General features: G+C 65.9%; 10 protein-coding genes. 4 read left to right on the forward strand and 6 right to left on the reverse strand.

Annotated features, from left to right (window positions below; all coding sequences use genetic code 11):
* Positions 1–165: 165 nt before the first annotated feature.
* Both ACZK2G_RS02650 and queD read right to left on the reverse strand, forming a co-directional pair.
* A complete protein-coding gene (locus ACZK2G_RS02650; protein WP_046984142.1) occupies positions 166–519 on the reverse strand; it encodes a phasin family protein in 354 nt (117 codons plus the stop codon).
* 117 nt (positions 520–636) lie between these two features.
* On the reverse strand, positions 637–999 hold the full coding sequence (queD, locus tag ACZK2G_RS02655) for a 6-carboxytetrahydropterin synthase QueD (RefSeq protein WP_046984141.1): 363 nt from the start codon (positions 997–999) through the stop codon (positions 637–639).
* 192 nt (positions 1000–1191) lie between these two features.
* Between queD and ACZK2G_RS02660 the strand changes: the two genes are divergently transcribed.
* Positions 1192–3831, forward strand: coding sequence for a TonB-dependent receptor plug domain-containing protein (locus tag ACZK2G_RS02660; RefSeq protein ID WP_478474615.1), 2640 nt, complete (start codon positions 1192–1194; stop codon positions 3829–3831).
* 74 nt (positions 3832–3905) lie between these two features.
* A complete protein-coding gene (locus ACZK2G_RS02665) occupies positions 3906–6500 on the forward strand; it encodes a M14 family zinc carboxypeptidase (protein ID WP_478474616.1) in 2595 nt (864 codons plus the stop codon).
* Positions 6501–7050: 550 nt separating this feature from the next.
* On the opposite strand, the gene ACZK2G_RS02670 is transcribed toward ACZK2G_RS02665, so the two are convergent.
* Positions 7051–8472 carry a DEAD/DEAH box helicase gene (locus ACZK2G_RS02670; protein WP_478474618.1) on the reverse strand — a complete coding sequence of 474 codons (1422 nt, stop codon included), beginning with the start codon at positions 8470–8472 and terminating at the stop codon, positions 7051–7053.
* Positions 8473–9345: 873 nt separating this feature from the next.
* Here ACZK2G_RS02670 and ACZK2G_RS02675 point away from each other — a divergent pair.
* A complete protein-coding gene (locus ACZK2G_RS02675) occupies positions 9346–10335 on the forward strand; it encodes a fumarylacetoacetate hydrolase family protein (protein ID WP_046983207.1) in 990 nt (329 codons plus the stop codon).
* Positions 10336–10349: 14 nt separating this feature from the next.
* Positions 10350–11018 carry a maleylacetoacetate isomerase gene (maiA, locus tag ACZK2G_RS02680; protein ID WP_478474621.1) on the forward strand — a complete coding sequence of 223 codons (669 nt, stop codon included), beginning with the start codon at positions 10350–10352 and terminating at the stop codon, positions 11016–11018.
* 46 nt (positions 11019–11064) lie between these two features.
* Here maiA and ACZK2G_RS02685 read toward each other — a convergent pair whose 3' ends face one another.
* From ACZK2G_RS02685 to ACZK2G_RS02695, 3 genes are all read right to left on the reverse strand, one after another.
* A complete protein-coding gene (locus ACZK2G_RS02685; RefSeq protein WP_478474622.1) occupies positions 11065–12525 on the reverse strand; it encodes a UdgX family uracil-DNA binding protein in 1461 nt (486 codons plus the stop codon).
* Entirely contained in the window at positions 12506–13789 is a 1284-nt protein-coding gene (locus tag ACZK2G_RS02690; protein WP_136638627.1) for a putative DNA modification/repair radical SAM protein, read from the reverse strand. Before ACZK2G_RS02690 ends, ACZK2G_RS02685 begins: the two co-directional genes overlap by 20 nt.
* A gap of 110 nt (positions 13790–13899) precedes the next feature.
* Complete coding sequence (locus ACZK2G_RS02695; RefSeq protein WP_046983204.1) at positions 13900–15027, reverse strand: PilT/PilU family type 4a pilus ATPase; 1128 nt, start codon at positions 15025–15027, stop codon at positions 13900–13902.
* Positions 15028–15117 lie beyond the last annotated feature (90 nt).

A 15117-nucleotide genomic window follows, 5' to 3' on the forward strand; every position in this document is an offset into this window, starting at 1 on the left:
CAGACCCCTGCCTGCCCCGGCGGGGCCCTTCAGTTCGCAAAGATGCCAGACGAAGAAGCGCTCTTCCATCCAGACAACAGGCAAAAAAAGACCCGGCAGAGGGAGGGATCTGCCGGGTCCGGATTGCATGGGGGGAGGGACCCATGCAATGAGCGTTGCGTCGCGTCAGTGGCTGTTGCCGTTCGCGTCCGCAGTTGATTGGTTGTAGCCCTGCACCAGTTCGGACCAGGCCTTGCCGGCCTGGAGGCCGAGGCCGACCACGTCCTGCTGGGCCTGGCCCAGCCGCTGCAGGTTGTCCTGCCACAGCTGTGCGCCCTTGTTGAGCACCCCGGCCGCGTCGTCACTGCGGGCCAGCTCGCCGAGCCAGCCGCCGGTCGCGGTCAGGTTGCGTTCCATTGCCTTCAGCTGCACCCCGAACATGCTTTCCGCGTTCTCCAACGCCAACCGGTTCGCGCGCGTTGCCGCGGCGGCGAGCTGGCGGGTTGCATCACTGAAGCGATCGCTGAAGGCGGAGGCCATGGGGGCATCAGGGAGTGGCTTGATGCAATGCAGCATACGCCGTTGATGCGGCAATGCAACAAAAATAACAAAGGCGCCCAAGGCGCCTTTGAAACACCTTTCAGATCAATGGGTTGATCAGGTCGTCGGGCCGCGGTAGCGGCAGCCGGAGGTGCAGGTTTCGTGCACGGTGATCTCGCTCAGCGCCGGCAGGCTGGGCTTGAGTTCGTTCCAGATCCACACCGCCAGGTTCTCGCTGGTCGGGTTCTCAAGGCCGGGGATGTCATTGAGGTAGTGATGGTCCAGGCGGTCGTAGATCGGCTGGAAGGCCGCCTTCACGTCGCCGAAATCCATGATCCAGCCCGTCTGCGCGCCGGGCTCGCCCTCGACCTTCAGTTCCACCCGGAACGAGTGGCCATGCAGGCGCGCGCACTTGTGCCCCGGCGGCACGTTGGGGAGGCGGTGCGCCGCCTCGAGCATGAAGACTTTGAAGATTTCCATGGCGCGATTGTACGCCGCACGCGGGCAGCGAGCCTGAGCGGATGTTGGGTCCCGGTGAAGAAATTCTTTCCATCCGGATGAAGAGATGATAGTTTCTCTTATATCCGTATGAAGAGATGTTATTGGCCGCCCCCCGGCCACGCATGGATTACTGCGGAACTTCGTCGCCCCTACCACCTCCCCCACATCGTCATGCCCAAGCACACCCTGCTCGTGGCGGCCCTGGCCGTCGCTCTGGCCGCGCCTTTGTCCGCCGCCGCCGAAACCTCCGCCGACGCCAGTGGCGAAGCCAGCACCCTCGCTGCCGTGCGCGTCACCGGTTCCAACATCAAACGTGCCGATACCGAGGCCTCAAACCCGGTGCAGGTGATCGGTCGCCAGCAGCTGGAACAGACCGGCAAGGCCACCGTGGCCGACGTGCTGCGTTCGATCTCGGCCAATACCGGCAACGCCAGCAACGAAACCACCAACAACGGCTGGGCCTCCGGCTCGGCCGGCATCGGCCTGCGCGGTCTTTCGCAGAAGAACACGCTGGTGCTGCTCAACGGCCGCCGCCTGGCCAACTATGGCTTCCCCGCTGGCGGCCTGTCCGACACCTTCGTCGATCTCAACGCGCTGCCGCTGGTCGCAGTCGAGCGCATCGAAGTGCTCAAGGACGGTGCCTCGGCGGTGTACGGCTCCGACGCCGTGGCCGGCGTGGTCAACATCATCACCCGGCAGAACTTCGAAGGCGCCGAGATCGGTGGCAGCTTCGGCGGCGCCGACCAGGGCGGCCTGCACGAGCAGAACCTGAAGTTCGTTGGTGGCCTGGGCGACATCGACAAGGACGGCTACAACATCCTCTTCAGCCTGCAGGGCTACAACCGCGAGCGACTGGACCAGGACGAGCGCAACCTGACCAAGAGCGGCATCTACACCGACAAGCCCGGCGGCCGCTGGAACGGCTGGTCGGCCAAGGGCGCACGCTATCTGGTCAATGGCACCTCCGTGCCGATGCTCGATGCCAACGGCAACTGCCCCACCGGCACCACCCGCGTTGCCAGCGCGCCGATCGACGGCCTGGCCGGTGATACCTGCGGTTTCAACCAAGCGCCGTTCACCACGCTGATCCCTTCGACCAAGCGCTACCAGGCCTATGCCAACGGTACCTTCCGCCTGAACGACAACGTCGAAGCCTTCGGCGAAGTGCTGTACAGCCAGATCAAGAGCACTGCGTGGTTCGGCAGCAGCCCGTTCTTCACGCTGGAGAGTGGCCGCTTCGCACTGAACGCGGACAGTGGCCTGGCCGAGCCGGTGTCGTCGCTGCTGCCGGCCAACAATCCGTACAACCCGTACGGCCGTGCGATCCCGATCGAATACACCTTCTTCGACCTCGGCGGCACCCTCAAGACCAACCGCTCCACCGCCTACCGCGGCGCGTTCGGCCTGCGTGGCACCACCGCGAAGTGGGACTGGGAAGTGGCGGCGTTCGGCGCGCGCAGCAGCGAGCGCGAAACCGTCTCCGGCGGCTTCGCCAACCGCTGGGCGCTGGCCGATGCGCTGGCCACCGGCAGTTACAACCTGCTGAATCCGGCCGCCACGCCGCAGTCGGTGCGTGACTCGATCAACATCGCCACGCTGCGTCCGGCCGAGTCCAAGCTGCAGGGCATCGACGCGAAGATCTCCGGCAGCCTCGGCCATACCTGGGCCGGCGAGATCGGTTTCGCTGCCGGTGCCGAGTGGCGCCGCGAGAAGCTCGACTCCAACAACCCGTGGCAGATCGATGCCGGCCTGCAGGTGCGCCCGGCCATTGCCGAAGTGCACGGCAAACGCCAGGTCAGTGCGGCCTACGCCGAAGTGAACGTGCCGCTGGCCTCGACGCTGGAGCTGTCCGCCGCCGCGCGCGCCGATCACTACGATGATTTCGGCGATGCGTTCTCGCCGAAGATCGGGCTGCGTTGGCAGCCGTTGGACTTCCTGCTGGTGCGTGCCTCGGCGTCGAAGGGCTTCCGTGCGCCATCGCTGTCGGAGAACTCCAACAGCACCAGCATCGCCTACGGCAGCGTGGTCGATCCGCGTGATCCGGACGTGCCTGGCTCGCGGCAGAACCCGACCTTCTTCACCGTTGGCAACAACGAATTGAAGCCGGAGCGGACCAAGAGCCTGAACTTCGGCGTGGTGCTGTCGCCGTGGGCCAATACCAACCTGAGCGTGGACTACTACCGCATCCAGCTGGACAACCTGGTCGGTACCAACAACACCCAGACCCTGGTCAACGACAATGTCGCCGGTGCGGTGCAGCGCGACGAGCGCGCCAAGCTGCAGGCGGTCTACAACCGCTACCAGAACCTTAGCGAGTTGAAGACTTCGGGCATCGATGTCGAACTGCGCCAGCGGATCCCGACCGCTGCGTTCGGTGACTTCACCGTGTCTTCGGCCTATACCCATGTGCGCGATTACCGTCGCCCGACCGTGGTCGGTGGCCCGCTGGTGGACTATGCGGGCAGCAACCTGGGCGCGACCCTGCCCAAGGACAAGGCGACCACCACGTTGGACTGGAAGTACGGCGACTTCAACGCGGCGGTGACCTGGTACTACACCAGCAGCTATCGCCAGGAAGCCAGCACCGCCGCCAAGGCCGTGCAGCAGCAGGTCGGCAGCTACAGCCAGTACGACCTGTACCTGGCCTACACCGGCATCGACAAGCTGACCGTGTACGCCAAGGTGCAGAACCTGGCCGACAAGACGCCGCCGTACGACGCCTCGTTCCCGGGCATCCGCGCGCCGTACGACTTCAGTCAGTACGACCTGCGTGGCCGCTACTTCACGCTGGGCTTCGACTATCGCTTCTGATCCATCTGCCGCGGCCGGTCACCTGAAGGGACCGGCCGCGCGATCGTCTGCCGTTGTGTTCCAGGGGAGTCACCGTGTCCTTGCATCGCCATGCCGTTCTTCCGTTGCTGCTTGCCGCCGCCACCGCACTGTCCTCGCCGCAGCCGGCGCAGGCGCAGAGCGCCTACTTCTTCCCGCAGGTCAGCGACGCAGCGGCGTTCGATGCATCGGTGCCCACGCCCGAGCAGTTTCTCGGCTACCCGATCGGCAGCCGTTACACCCGGCACGACCAGCTGGTGGCGTACTTCCAGGAACTGGCGAAACGCTCGGACAAGATCAGCGTGCGCGAGATCGGCCGCAGCTATGAAGGTCGCCCGCTGCTGATCGCCACCGTCACCGCTGCAGGCAATCATGCGCGGCTGGAACAGATCCGCCAGCAGCACGCGACCCTGGCCGATCCGGCGCAGCCGCGCAGCGCCGCCGGTGACAGCCCGGTGGTGGTGTGGCTGGGCTACAGCGTGCATGGCAACGAGACCTCCAGTGCCGAGGCGGCGATGTTGACCGCCTACTACCTGGTGGCCAGTCGTAGTGCCGAAACCCAGCAGTGGCTGCAGCAGGCGGTGGTGCTGTTCGACCCGGCGCAGAACCCGGATGGCCGTGATCGTGCGGCCAACTGGCACAACGCGTGGGCCTCCGATCCAGCCTCGGCCGACCCGGCCGACAAGGAGCACGTCGAGCCGTTCCCGCAGGGCCGCACCAACCACTACTTCACCGATCTCAACCGTGACTGGCTTGCCCTGACCCAGCAGGATTCGCGGCCGAAGGTGGAGGTGTTCCACCAGTGGTACCCGAACGTGCAGATCGACTTCCACGAGATGGGCAAGGACAGTACCTACTACTTCGAGCCCTCGCCGAAGAGCATGCACAGCCCGCTGATTCCGCCGGCTTCGTACGAGTTCAACAAGACCCTGGCCAAGTACCACGCGCAGGCGTTGGATGCGTTGGGGTCGCTGTACTACACCGGCGAGAATTTCGACAACTTCTCGCCGGTCTACGGCTCAACCTATCCGGACTTCCATGGTGCAGTGGGCGTCACCGTTGAACAGGCCAGTTCGCGCGGCCGCGTGCAGGAATCAGTGAACGGCCTGTTGACCTTCCCGTTCACCATCCGCAATCAGGTCGCTACCGGTCTGGGTACAGTGCGCGGCGCGGTGAGCGAGCGCAGCGGGCTGTTCGACCTGCAGAAGCAGTTCTTCCAGAGCGCGCTGAAGCAGGCCGCGCAGCAGCCGGTGAAGAGCTTCGTGTTCGGTGATGCGCATGACCCTGCATTGACCCGGCGCCTGCTGGAACTGTTGCTGCTGCATCGCATCGAGGTGCGCGCGCTGGATCGTGCAGTCAGTGTCGATGGGCAACACTTCGAAGCGGGCAGCGCCTACGTGGTGCCGGTACAGCAGGCGCAGTTCCGCCTGGTGCATTCGATTTTTGCCGAGACACCGCCGATCAAGGGCGATGTGTTCTACGGCAGCACCAGCTATGCGATCGCACCGGCGTATGGCGTGGCCTTCGCCGGCAGCCGCAGTCGTATCGAAGGCGGCGCGCGCGTAAGTGCGGTGCCGGCGGAGCAGGGCGCGGTGCTGGGTGGCCAGGCCGGGTTCGCCTATGCCATCGACTGGCGTGACTACAATGCCGGGCGCGCGCTGGCCGCGCTGCAGGCCAAGGGATTGAGCGCGCGTGCCGCGTTCCAGTCGTTCACCACAGCGACCGCACAGGGCGAGGTCAACTTCGCTGCTGGCAGCCTGGTGATTCCGGTCGCCGGTCAACCGTTGCAGGATGCGGCGTTGCTTGAGGCGGTGACCGCCGCCGCACGCGACGCCGGTGTGCAGGTGCACTCGCTGGCGAGCGGCCGCAGTCGCGAGGGCATCGACCTCGGCAGTGACGGTGTCAAGGCGCTGCGCAAGCCCGCCGTCGCGCTGGTGATGGGCGAGGGAGTGGCCGCCACCGAAATCGGTTCGGCCTGGTTCCTGCTCGATCAGCAGCTGCACCTGCCGGCCAGCAAGCTGGACCCGCAACAGCTGGGCAAAGTGCCGCTGGACCGCTACACCACCATCGTGCTGTCGGGCGGCACGTACACCGGTGTCGATGCCACAGCGGTGGCCGCCCTGAAGCGCTGGGTACAGGCCGGTGGTTCGCTGGTGACCTACGGTAGTGCCTCGAAGTGGGCGATCGAACAGAAGCTGGCCGACGGCGAGAAACTTGGCAAGGAAGAAGACGCTGCTGACGAAAGCCGCCGCGCGTTCGGCGACCAGCGCGATATCGCCGCCATTGAACGCGTCAGCGGCAACATCCTCAGTGCCGATGTCGATACCAGTCACCCGCTGGCCTTCGGCGTGCCGCGCCGGCAGCTGGCGATCAACAAGGAGAACACGGTGACGCTGCAGCCGAGCGCGAACCCGTTCTCCACGGTGGTGCGCATCGATGACACGCCGCGGGTGAACGGCTATCTGTCCGAGCGCAACCGCAGCCGCGTGGCCGGCAGCGCGTGGCTGCTGGTCTCGGCGCAGGGGCAGGGCAACGTGGTGTTGTTTGCGGATGATCCGGCGCACCGCAAGTACTGGCACGGGACCGATCGGCTGTTGATCAACGCGATCTTCTTCGGGAATCTGGTGAATCCGAGTAAAGCGCGGGGTTGAGGCGTTTGGCGCCTTGTTGGCGCCTTGATTGATGCGTGTATGGGGAGGCCGGGCGGGCTGCGCAGGACACGCCGTAAACCCGTCCTTGGGAGCTCGATGGCGCCATCCATGGCGCCAACGGTCCTGCGCACCCCGCCCGGCCTCCCCTCGACAGTTTCCTGCGGGCGCGGACGCATCGAACCGCAAGGCGGGAGCAAGGGCAAAAGCAAAGCCAGGAATTGCGACTTCGGCTTTTGCCTTTGAATTTGAACTTGAATTTGAATTTGATCTTTCTTCCCACGGCTACCCGGAGGGAGAAGAAGGCGCAGGTAATGCTTGAAGCGGATGGGCGTGGGGCCAGCGCAAAACCGTGAGGCGCATGGATGCGCCGACCGAGCCCCCATGGATGGGTTTACGGCGTGTTTTGCGCTGGCCCCACGCCCATCCGCCCTCAGCGCAATACACCGCCGGCTCTACTCACGGTAGCTGGCAACAAAAAAGGGACGGCGCGTCAGCGCCGTCCCTCGATAGCCCCCCGCGCAGCGGGAAGCGCCATCCATGTCAGCTGGGATCAGCTGGCGCGACCGCCGCCGCCGCCGCCCTGGCCGCGGCCACGGCCACCACCATTGCCAGCACCGCCACGACGCTGGCCCTGACCGGCGCCTGCACCGGCACGCTGCTGGCCATTGCCACCGCCCTCACGACGACCACCGCCAGCCTTCTTCGGGCCGGCATGTGCGTGACGCGGTGCATCGCCGTGCGGACGGCGCGCGTGGTTCTTGCGCGGTGCGCGCTCACCGGTTTCGTGCTCGGCCTTGCCCGGTGCACTGTTGCCCCAGCGGATCGGCACCTGCAGCTCGAAGCCCGGCACATCGCGGATATCCATGTCGCGGCCGAGCAGGCGGGTGATCGCACGCAGCAGCTTCACTTCATCCTGCGCGACCAGCGAGATTGCCTGGCCGGTGGCGCCGTTGCGGCCGGTACGGCCGATGCGATGCACGTAGTCTTCGGCCACCATCGGCAGATCGAAGTTGATCACCTTCGGCAGCTCGTTGATGTCGATACCGCGCGCAGCGATATCGGTAGCCACCAGCACGGTCACCCGGCCGGCCTTGAAATCGCCCAGTGCACGCAGGCGCTGGCCCTGGCTCTTGTTGCCGTGGATCGCCGCGGTCTTGATGCCGGACTTTTCCAGGAACGCGGCCAGCTTGTCGCTGCCGTGCTTGGTGCGGGCAAACACCAGGGTCTGCTCGCGGCTGTCCTGCGCCAGCAGGTGCAGCAGCAGGTCGCGCTTGCGGCCGCCATCGACCGGGTGCACGCGATGGGTGATGGTTTCAGCGACGGTGTTCTTCGGCGTGACCTGGATCTGCTCCGGGTTGCGCATGAATTCCAGCGCCAGCTGGCGGATGTTGTCCTCGAAGGTGGCCGAGAACAGCAGGGTCTGGCGGTTCTGCTTGGGCAGCTTGGCCAGGATGCGCTTGATCGAGGGCAGGAAGCCCATGTCCAGCATGCGGTCGGCTTCGTCCAGTACCAGCAGTTCAATGCCGGACAGGTCGATGCTGCGACGCTCCAGGTGGTCGATCAGGCGGCCCGGGCACGCCACCAGCAGGTCCACGCCACGGCGCAGGATGTCCAGCTGGTTGCCCATGCCGACGCCGCCGTAGATGCAGGCGCTGGGAATGCGCAGGTACTTGCTGTAACCGCGCAGGCTGTCATGCACCTGGGTGGCCAGCTCGCGGGTCGGGGCCAGGATCAGGGCACGCGGCTTGCGCGGGCCGGTGCGCACTTCCTGCGAAGCGGTGCCGAGGTGCTGCAGCAGCGGCAGGCCAAAGGCGGCGGTCTTGCCGGTACCGGTCTGCGCGCCGGCCAGCAGGTCGCGGCCGGCCAGCACCAGCGGGATCGCCTGCTGCTGGATCGGGGTCGGGGTTTCGTAGCCCTGCTCGGCGAGCGCACGCAGCAGGAAGGGCGCAAGGCCCAGTGATTCAAAAGACATTGAGATTGCTCCAAGTACAAGAAACGCCTGTCCGAACGGACAGACGGGGGCAGATCAAACTGATCGGCTGACTCGGAGCGTTCCCGTGAACCGCGCTGCGAGAATTGGGTGCAGCCGGCACGGAGCGCAGGCTGGAATGCGTGACGAACGGCGTCGGAGTGGGGGCGGGCGAAGTGGGCGGACCCAGGTCGCCGGCGATCCCGGAGGGAAACGGACGGCCGCTGCAGACCCGCATAGTCTAACCGATGGTTGAGACCCCGCGCAAAACGGCCTGTTCAGGTAGTGGTTCTGTCTGCAGGGCTGCGCCCTGCACCCGCAGAGGCCGGAGCCAAGGCCAGAGCAACGTCAAAAGCCGGGTTCCTGTGGGTAGGCGGGGTGGGGCCGGTTGAGGGGGACGCCGTAAACCCATCCATGGGGGCTTGGTCGCGGCATCCATGCCGCTCACACCCCCTCAACCGGACCCACCCCACCTTCGACAGTTTTCCGCGATCTGTCGAATCTCACTCGATCAATATCGATATCTGACGGATTTCGACGACGAACGATGTGGATGTTCGATCCGTCATCGGGAAATTGGCGGGGGTGGGACGGTGTGGGTGGGCAGGACCGTTGGCGCCATGGATGGCGCCATCGAGCCCCCAAGGACGGGTTTACGGCGTGTCCTGCCCACCCACACCGTCCCGCCCAACTCACAGACAACCCAGAGCCGGCTGTTGCTGTTGACGTTGCCCTGGCTTGAAGCAGGTGCAGGGCTGCAAGCCCTGCCGAACCCCCCACTACGGTAGGGTGGGCCGATGCGGCGCTGCAGCTTGGCGTCGCCGCATATTTGATTACACTTGAAACTTGTTTGCCCATGACTCCGGACACCCACCCATGAAGCTTGGTTCTTTGAAGGAAGGCGGCCGTGACGGCACCCTGATCGTCGTCTCGCGTGACCTGCGCCACGGCGTGCGCGCCACCGGCATTGCCGTCACCCTGCAGCAGGCCCTGGAAGACTGGAGCCACATCGCGCCGCGCCTTAACGCGCTGTACGAATCGCTCAACGCCGGCGACGCCGATGGCGTGTTCGACCTTGACCCGCAGGCACTGGCCGCGCCGATGCCGCGCGCCTATGAGTTCGTCGATGGCAGCGCCTACCTGCCGCACGTCGAGCGCGTCCGCCGCGCGCGTGGTGCCGAGGTGCCGGAGAGCTTCTACACCGATCCGCTGATGTACCAGGCCACCAGCGCCGGCTTCCATGGCCCGCGCGATGCGGTCAAAGTGGTCAGCGAGGACTACGGCATCGACCTGGAAGCCGAGATCGTGGTGATCACCGACGACGTGCCGATGGCGGCCACCCCGGAACAGGCTGCGGGCCATATCCAGCTGGTCGGCCTGGTCAATGACGTCTCGCTGCGCAACCTGATTCCGGGTGAGCTGGCCAAGGGCTTCGGCTTCCTGCAGTCCAAGCCGCGTTCGGCGCTGTCGCCGGTGTTCGTCACCCCCGATGAGCTGGGCGCCGCCTGGCAGGACAGCAAGGTGCACCTGCCGCTGCTGACCCACATCAACGGCCAGTGGTTCGGTGCGCCGGAAGCGGGCGTGGACATGCAGTTCAACTTCGCCCAGCTGGTCGCGCATGCGGCCAAGACCCGTCCGCTCAGCGCCGGCACCATCGTTGGCTCGGGCACCATCGCCAACGAAGACACCAGCAAGGGTGCCTCCTGCTTCGCCGAACAGCGCGTGGTCGAAACCCTGCGCGACGGCAAGCCGAGCACGCCGTTCATGTCCTTCGGTGATGTGGTCCGCATCGAGATGCTCGATGCCGCCGGCAACAGCATCTTCGGTGCGATCGAGCAGCGCATCGAACAGGCGGCCAAGCCCTGAGCATGGAGGCGGCGATGGAGATCCCGGTCGACGACGGCATCGTGCTGTACACCTACTGGCGATCCAGCGCCGCCTACCGCGTGCGTATCGGCCTGGAGCTGAAGGGCCTGGCCTGGGAGGCCCGGCCGGTGCACCTGGTGCGCGAAGGCGGCGAGCAGCATCTCGACGCCTATCGCGCGCTCAATCCGCAGCAGCTGGTGCCGACCCTGCTGCATGAAGGGCATGCGCTGACCCAGTCGCTGGCGATCCTGGAGTACCTGGATGAGCGCTTTCCGCAGGTGCCGCTGTTGCCAGCTGATGCTGCCGGTCGTGCGCGGGTGCGTGCGCTGGCCCAGCTGGTGGCCTGCGACATCCACCCGATCAACAACCTGCGGGTGATGCAGTACCTGGAGCGCAGCCTGCAGGTGCCGGCCGACGCCCGCACGCAATGGACCCTGCACTGGATCGCCGAAGGCTTTACGGCGATGGAGGCTATGCTGGCCAACAGCCGCGACACCGGCACCTTCTGCCACGGCGACCGCCCAGGCCTGGCCGACATCTGCCTGCTGCCGCAGCTGTACAACGCGCACCGCTTCGGCCTGGACCTGGCGCCGTACCCGACTCTGCGCCGCATCGAGGCCGCCTGCCAAGCGCTGGACGCCTTCGAGCGCGCACGCCCGGAAAACCAGCTCGACGCGGCCTGAAAGAAAAAGGGGACGGAGGGGATTAAGTCGTATGTGCACTTACGACTTAATCCCCTCCGTCCCCTTTCTGCTGCAATCGGGCCAGGTCATCGCGGAACAACCGGTAGGCATCCTCGCGGCGCGCATCGTCAGTCTGCCGCAACACCCATGCCGGGTGCACCGTGGCGTACCCGCGCGTGCCTTCCTCGAGGGCGTGCCAGCGTCCGCGGTCGCGTGAGAGGTCGAAATCACGACCGAATACCGAGGCTGCCGCTGTCGCGCCGAGGCACACGATCACCTGGGGTCGCACGCGGGCGATCTCACCCATCAGCCAAGGGCGGCAGGCCTGGATGTGGCGGCTTTCCGGCCGCTTGTGCAGCCGCACCTTGCCGCGCCGTTCATGGTGGAAGTGCTTCACCGCGTTGGTGAGGTACAGCTGGGCGCGATCGATTCCCAGTTCCACCAGTGCGCGGTCCAGCAGCTGGCCGGCAGGTCCTGCGAACGGCTGTCCGCGCAGGTCCTCGGTATCGCCAGGCTGTTCTCCGACCAGCATCACCTTGGCGTCTGCCGGCCCCTGCCCGAACACGGTCTGCGTGGCCTGCTCCCAGAGCGGGCACTGGCGGCAGGCGCTGGCCTGTCCGCGCAGATTCTCCAGGCTGCTGGCTTCGGTCGCCGATGTCGCAGCGTTCGCTCGCAGGGGAATCCGGCGCTGCGGTGCCTGCGCGGGACGGTCATGCATTTCCTGCACGCGGTCGGCCGCATCGCGCACCAGGCGTGGCAGCAGCTGAGCTTCCGGCAGGTGGTGCCAATACTTCGCCGGCATCTCCTGCATCATCATCCGTGTATTGAGTCGCGCCGGATTGAAGATGCTGGCGTAGTAGGTCTGCCACAGTGATTCGAGCGCATCCTCGGCCGGGGCATCCTCGCGCCGTGCGCCGGGGCCGAAGGCAAGTGCCTGCCCATCCCAGGCGACGCTGCGCGAAGGCGTGAGAATGGCCCAGCGCATGCCGGTGAAGCGGCGCGCGAAGAACGGCGCGACCCGATCGACAATGTAGTGCTGTGGCTCGAACCAGGCGATGAACGCATCAGGTTGGCCAGGCACCTCGCGGAAGCGCACGAATGCCTTCATCTTGTGCGTGTCACGGCGGACCGCCTGGGCCATGGCCATCGCCCGCAGTACGTCGGCATCGGCGGGGTTTGACAGCACCGAGCGTTCGCCATGGGTGATGCGCCACAGCAACCGGTACAGGAGGGCCATGCGCTGCCCGTCGCGATGACACAGGCAGGTGGCCGCCAGCTCCAGGAAGTCGCGCGGTACGTTCGGTGTGCCAGCATTGGCCTGCACGGGCGCCGAGGTGACCGCGGGTGCATCCAGCAGTGATGCGTCGCTGCCCTCCAGCCAGTCCAGCTGCTCCGGCACGACGTCGCGCAGCAGGGCTTCGCGCGCACCGTTGCGCCAGGCCTCCAGCGACCATGGCGGATCCACCCGCAGCGACCAGCGCTGCGCGTCAGGCCGCGGACGGTGCATCGAACAGCGAACCCTGTCGCGGGGGCGGGGCCAGCTGCGCGCGCAGCGCCGCCGGGTCGTCCAGCGCCTTGCGCGGATGATGGTCAGCCAGCAGCACGAACGGCAGCATCTTGCTCATCGGTGCCTTCAGGCGCGCGATGTCGGCCACGCGCAGCCGCCCGTGGCGGCGTGCCATCAGCACGCGCTTGACGTTGCGCACGCCGAGGCCGGGAACGCGCAGCAGCATTTCCTTCGGTGCCCGGTTCAGGTCGACCGGAAAGCGCTCGGGGTGGCGGATCGCCCAAGCCATCTTCGGGTCGATGTCCAGGTCCAGCATGCCGTTCTGGGCGGTATCGGTGATTTCTTCCACGCCGTACCCGTAGAAGCGCAGCAACCAGTCGGCCTGGTAGAGGCGATGTTCGCGCTGCAGCGGGGGCGGTTGCAGTGGCAGCTGCCGGCTGGCGTCCGGAATCGGGCTGAACGCGGAGTAGTACACCCGGCGCATGCGGTAGTTGCCGTACAGCGCATCGGCGCTGGCCAGGATCTGTTGGTCGTTGGCCCCGTCCGCGCCGACGATCATCTGCGTGCTCTGCCCGGCTGGTGCGAAACGGGGAGGGCGCGGGCGTGTACTGCGGCTGGCCGTCGGCGCCAACGCTGCGGGGGCTTTGCGCGCCTCCTTGGCTTCCTCGATGCGCCAGCGTAGTTCGCCCATGGCGCCGCGTATCGAATGCACCGTCTTCTCCGGCGCCAACGCGATCAGGCCGGCTTCGGTCGGCAGTTCGACGTTGATCGACAGGCGGTCGGCGTAGCGCCCGGCACTGGCCAGCAGCTCGGGCGAAGCCTCGGGAATGGTCTTGAGGTGGATGTAGCCGGCGTAGCGGTGCCCTTCGCGCAGTTGCCGGGCAACTTCCACCATCTGCTCCATGGTGTAGTCCGCATTGCGGATGATGCCGCTGGACAGGAACAGCCCCTCGATGTAGTTGCGCTTGTAGAAGTCCAGGGTGAGCGCGACCACCTCGTCCACGCTGAAGCGTGCACGGGCTACGTTGCTGGAGACCCGGTTCACGCAGTAGGCGCAGTCGTAGACGCAGAAGTTGGTCAGCAGGATCTTCAGCAATGAAACGCAGCGGCCGTCCGGCGTATAGCTGTGGCAGATGCCCATGCCTTCGGTGCTGCCAATGCCGCCGCTGGCGCGCGAATCGCGCTTGCCCGAGCCACTGGAGGCGCAGGAGGCGTCGTACTTGGCGGCATCGGCCAGGATGGCCAGCTTGCGGATGGTTTCCATTGAGGAAACCTACGGATGAGGGGTCTCATTGGATGAGACCGCCCCTGAATCCTTCAGGCTTTCGCCGGGCATGGCCCGGCGCTACCGGTATGGAAAGAGCAGTGCGGGGATCAGAAGCCGTGGGTGATGCTGGGCGCACCGGCCGAGAAATCGGCGTACGGGTCGTGGTCGCCGCTGCTGCCTTCGGACAGGCGGAACTTCAGGGCCAGGCCATCACGCGAGTCAGCCGCACGCAACGCTTCTTCCTGCTCGATGGTGCCGGCCTTGGCCAGCCGGAACAGGCACTGGTCGAAGCTCTCCATGCCTTCTTCCAGCGAGCCTTCCATCGCCGCCTTGATCTCGTGCACCTGGCCGCGGCGCAGCAGGTCGCGGATCATCGGCGTATTGATCAGGACCTCGGTGGCTGGCAGCCGGCGGCCTTCCTTGTTCTTCACCAGGCGCTGGCTGACCACCGCACGCAGGTTCAGCGCCAGGTTCATCAGCACATTCTTGTGCGCGCTTTCCGGGAAGAAGTTGAGGATGCGCTCGATGGTCTGGTCGGCGTTGTTGGAGTGCAGGGTGGCCAGGCACAGGTGACCGGTCTCGGCGAAGGCGATCGCCGCCTCCATCGTTTCCGCGTCCAGGATCTCGCCGATCAGGATCACGTCCGGTGCTTCACGCATCGCGTTCTTCAGCGCGTTGTGGAAGGCATGGGTGTCCAGCCCGACCTCGCGCTGGTTGACGATCGACATCTTGTGCTTGTGCAGGTACTCGATCGGGTCCTCGATGGTGAGGATGTGGCCTGTGGTGGTGCTGTTGCGGTGGTCGATCATCGACGCCAGCGAGGTGGACTTGCCGGAACCGGTGGACCCCACCACCAGCACCAGCCCACGCGGGGTCATGATGACGTCCTTCAGCACCTGTGGCAGGTTCAGCTCTTCGATGCTCGGGATGCGGCTGCGGATGGCGCGAATGACCATGCCGACTTCGCCGCGCTGCTTGAATACATTGACCCGGAAGCGCCCGGCATCAGGCAGGGCGATGGCCATGTTCAGCTCCAGCTCGCGCTCGAACTGCGGCACCTGGCCCTCGTCCATCAGCGAGTAGGCGATCTTCTTGACCATGCCCGGCGGCAGGCCGGTATTGCCCAGCGGATAGAGCTTCCCCTCGATCTTGATGTAGACCGGAGCCCCGGTGGTCAGAAACATGTCCGAAGCGTTCTTTTCGGTCATCAGCTTCAGGAAGTAGCCGATATCCATTGCGAATTTTCCCCAACGAAACGGTCGACGCCCGTTGCCAGCACGGTGTCGGCTTGACGACAATGGCCGTGAACCGACAACCGGTACGGC

This window comes from Stenotrophomonas sp. 107298_Sma, assembly GCF_056480345.1.

Excerpts from the sequence above, each read along its gene's own strand:
- ACZK2G_RS02675 (WP_046983207.1), top strand. The coding sequence starts at position 9,346 with ATGAAGCTTGGTTCTTTGAAGGAAGGCGGCCGTGACGGCACCCTGATC.
- ACZK2G_RS02670 (WP_478474618.1), bottom strand. The coding sequence starts at position 8,472 with ATGTCTTTTGAATCACTGGGCCTTGCGCCCTTCCTGCTGCGTGCGCTC.
- ACZK2G_RS02685 (WP_478474622.1), bottom strand. The coding sequence starts at position 12,525 with ATGCACCGTCCGCGGCCTGACGCGCAGCGCTGGTCGCTGCGGGTGGAT.
- ACZK2G_RS02690 (WP_136638627.1), bottom strand. The coding sequence starts at position 13,789 with ATGGAAACCATCCGCAAGCTGGCCATCCTGGCCGATGCCGCCAAGTAC.
- ACZK2G_RS02695 (WP_046983204.1), bottom strand. The coding sequence starts at position 15,027 with ATGGATATCGGCTACTTCCTGAAGCTGATGACCGAAAAGAACGCTTCG.
- queD (WP_046984141.1), bottom strand. The coding sequence starts at position 999 with ATGGAAATCTTCAAAGTCTTCATGCTCGAGGCGGCGCACCGCCTCCCC.
- ACZK2G_RS02660 (WP_478474615.1), top strand. The coding sequence starts at position 1,192 with ATGCCCAAGCACACCCTGCTCGTGGCGGCCCTGGCCGTCGCTCTGGCC.
- maiA (WP_478474621.1), top strand. The coding sequence starts at position 10,350 with ATGGAGATCCCGGTCGACGACGGCATCGTGCTGTACACCTACTGGCGA.
- ACZK2G_RS02650 (WP_046984142.1), bottom strand. The coding sequence starts at position 519 with ATGGCCTCCGCCTTCAGCGATCGCTTCAGTGATGCAACCCGCCAGCTC.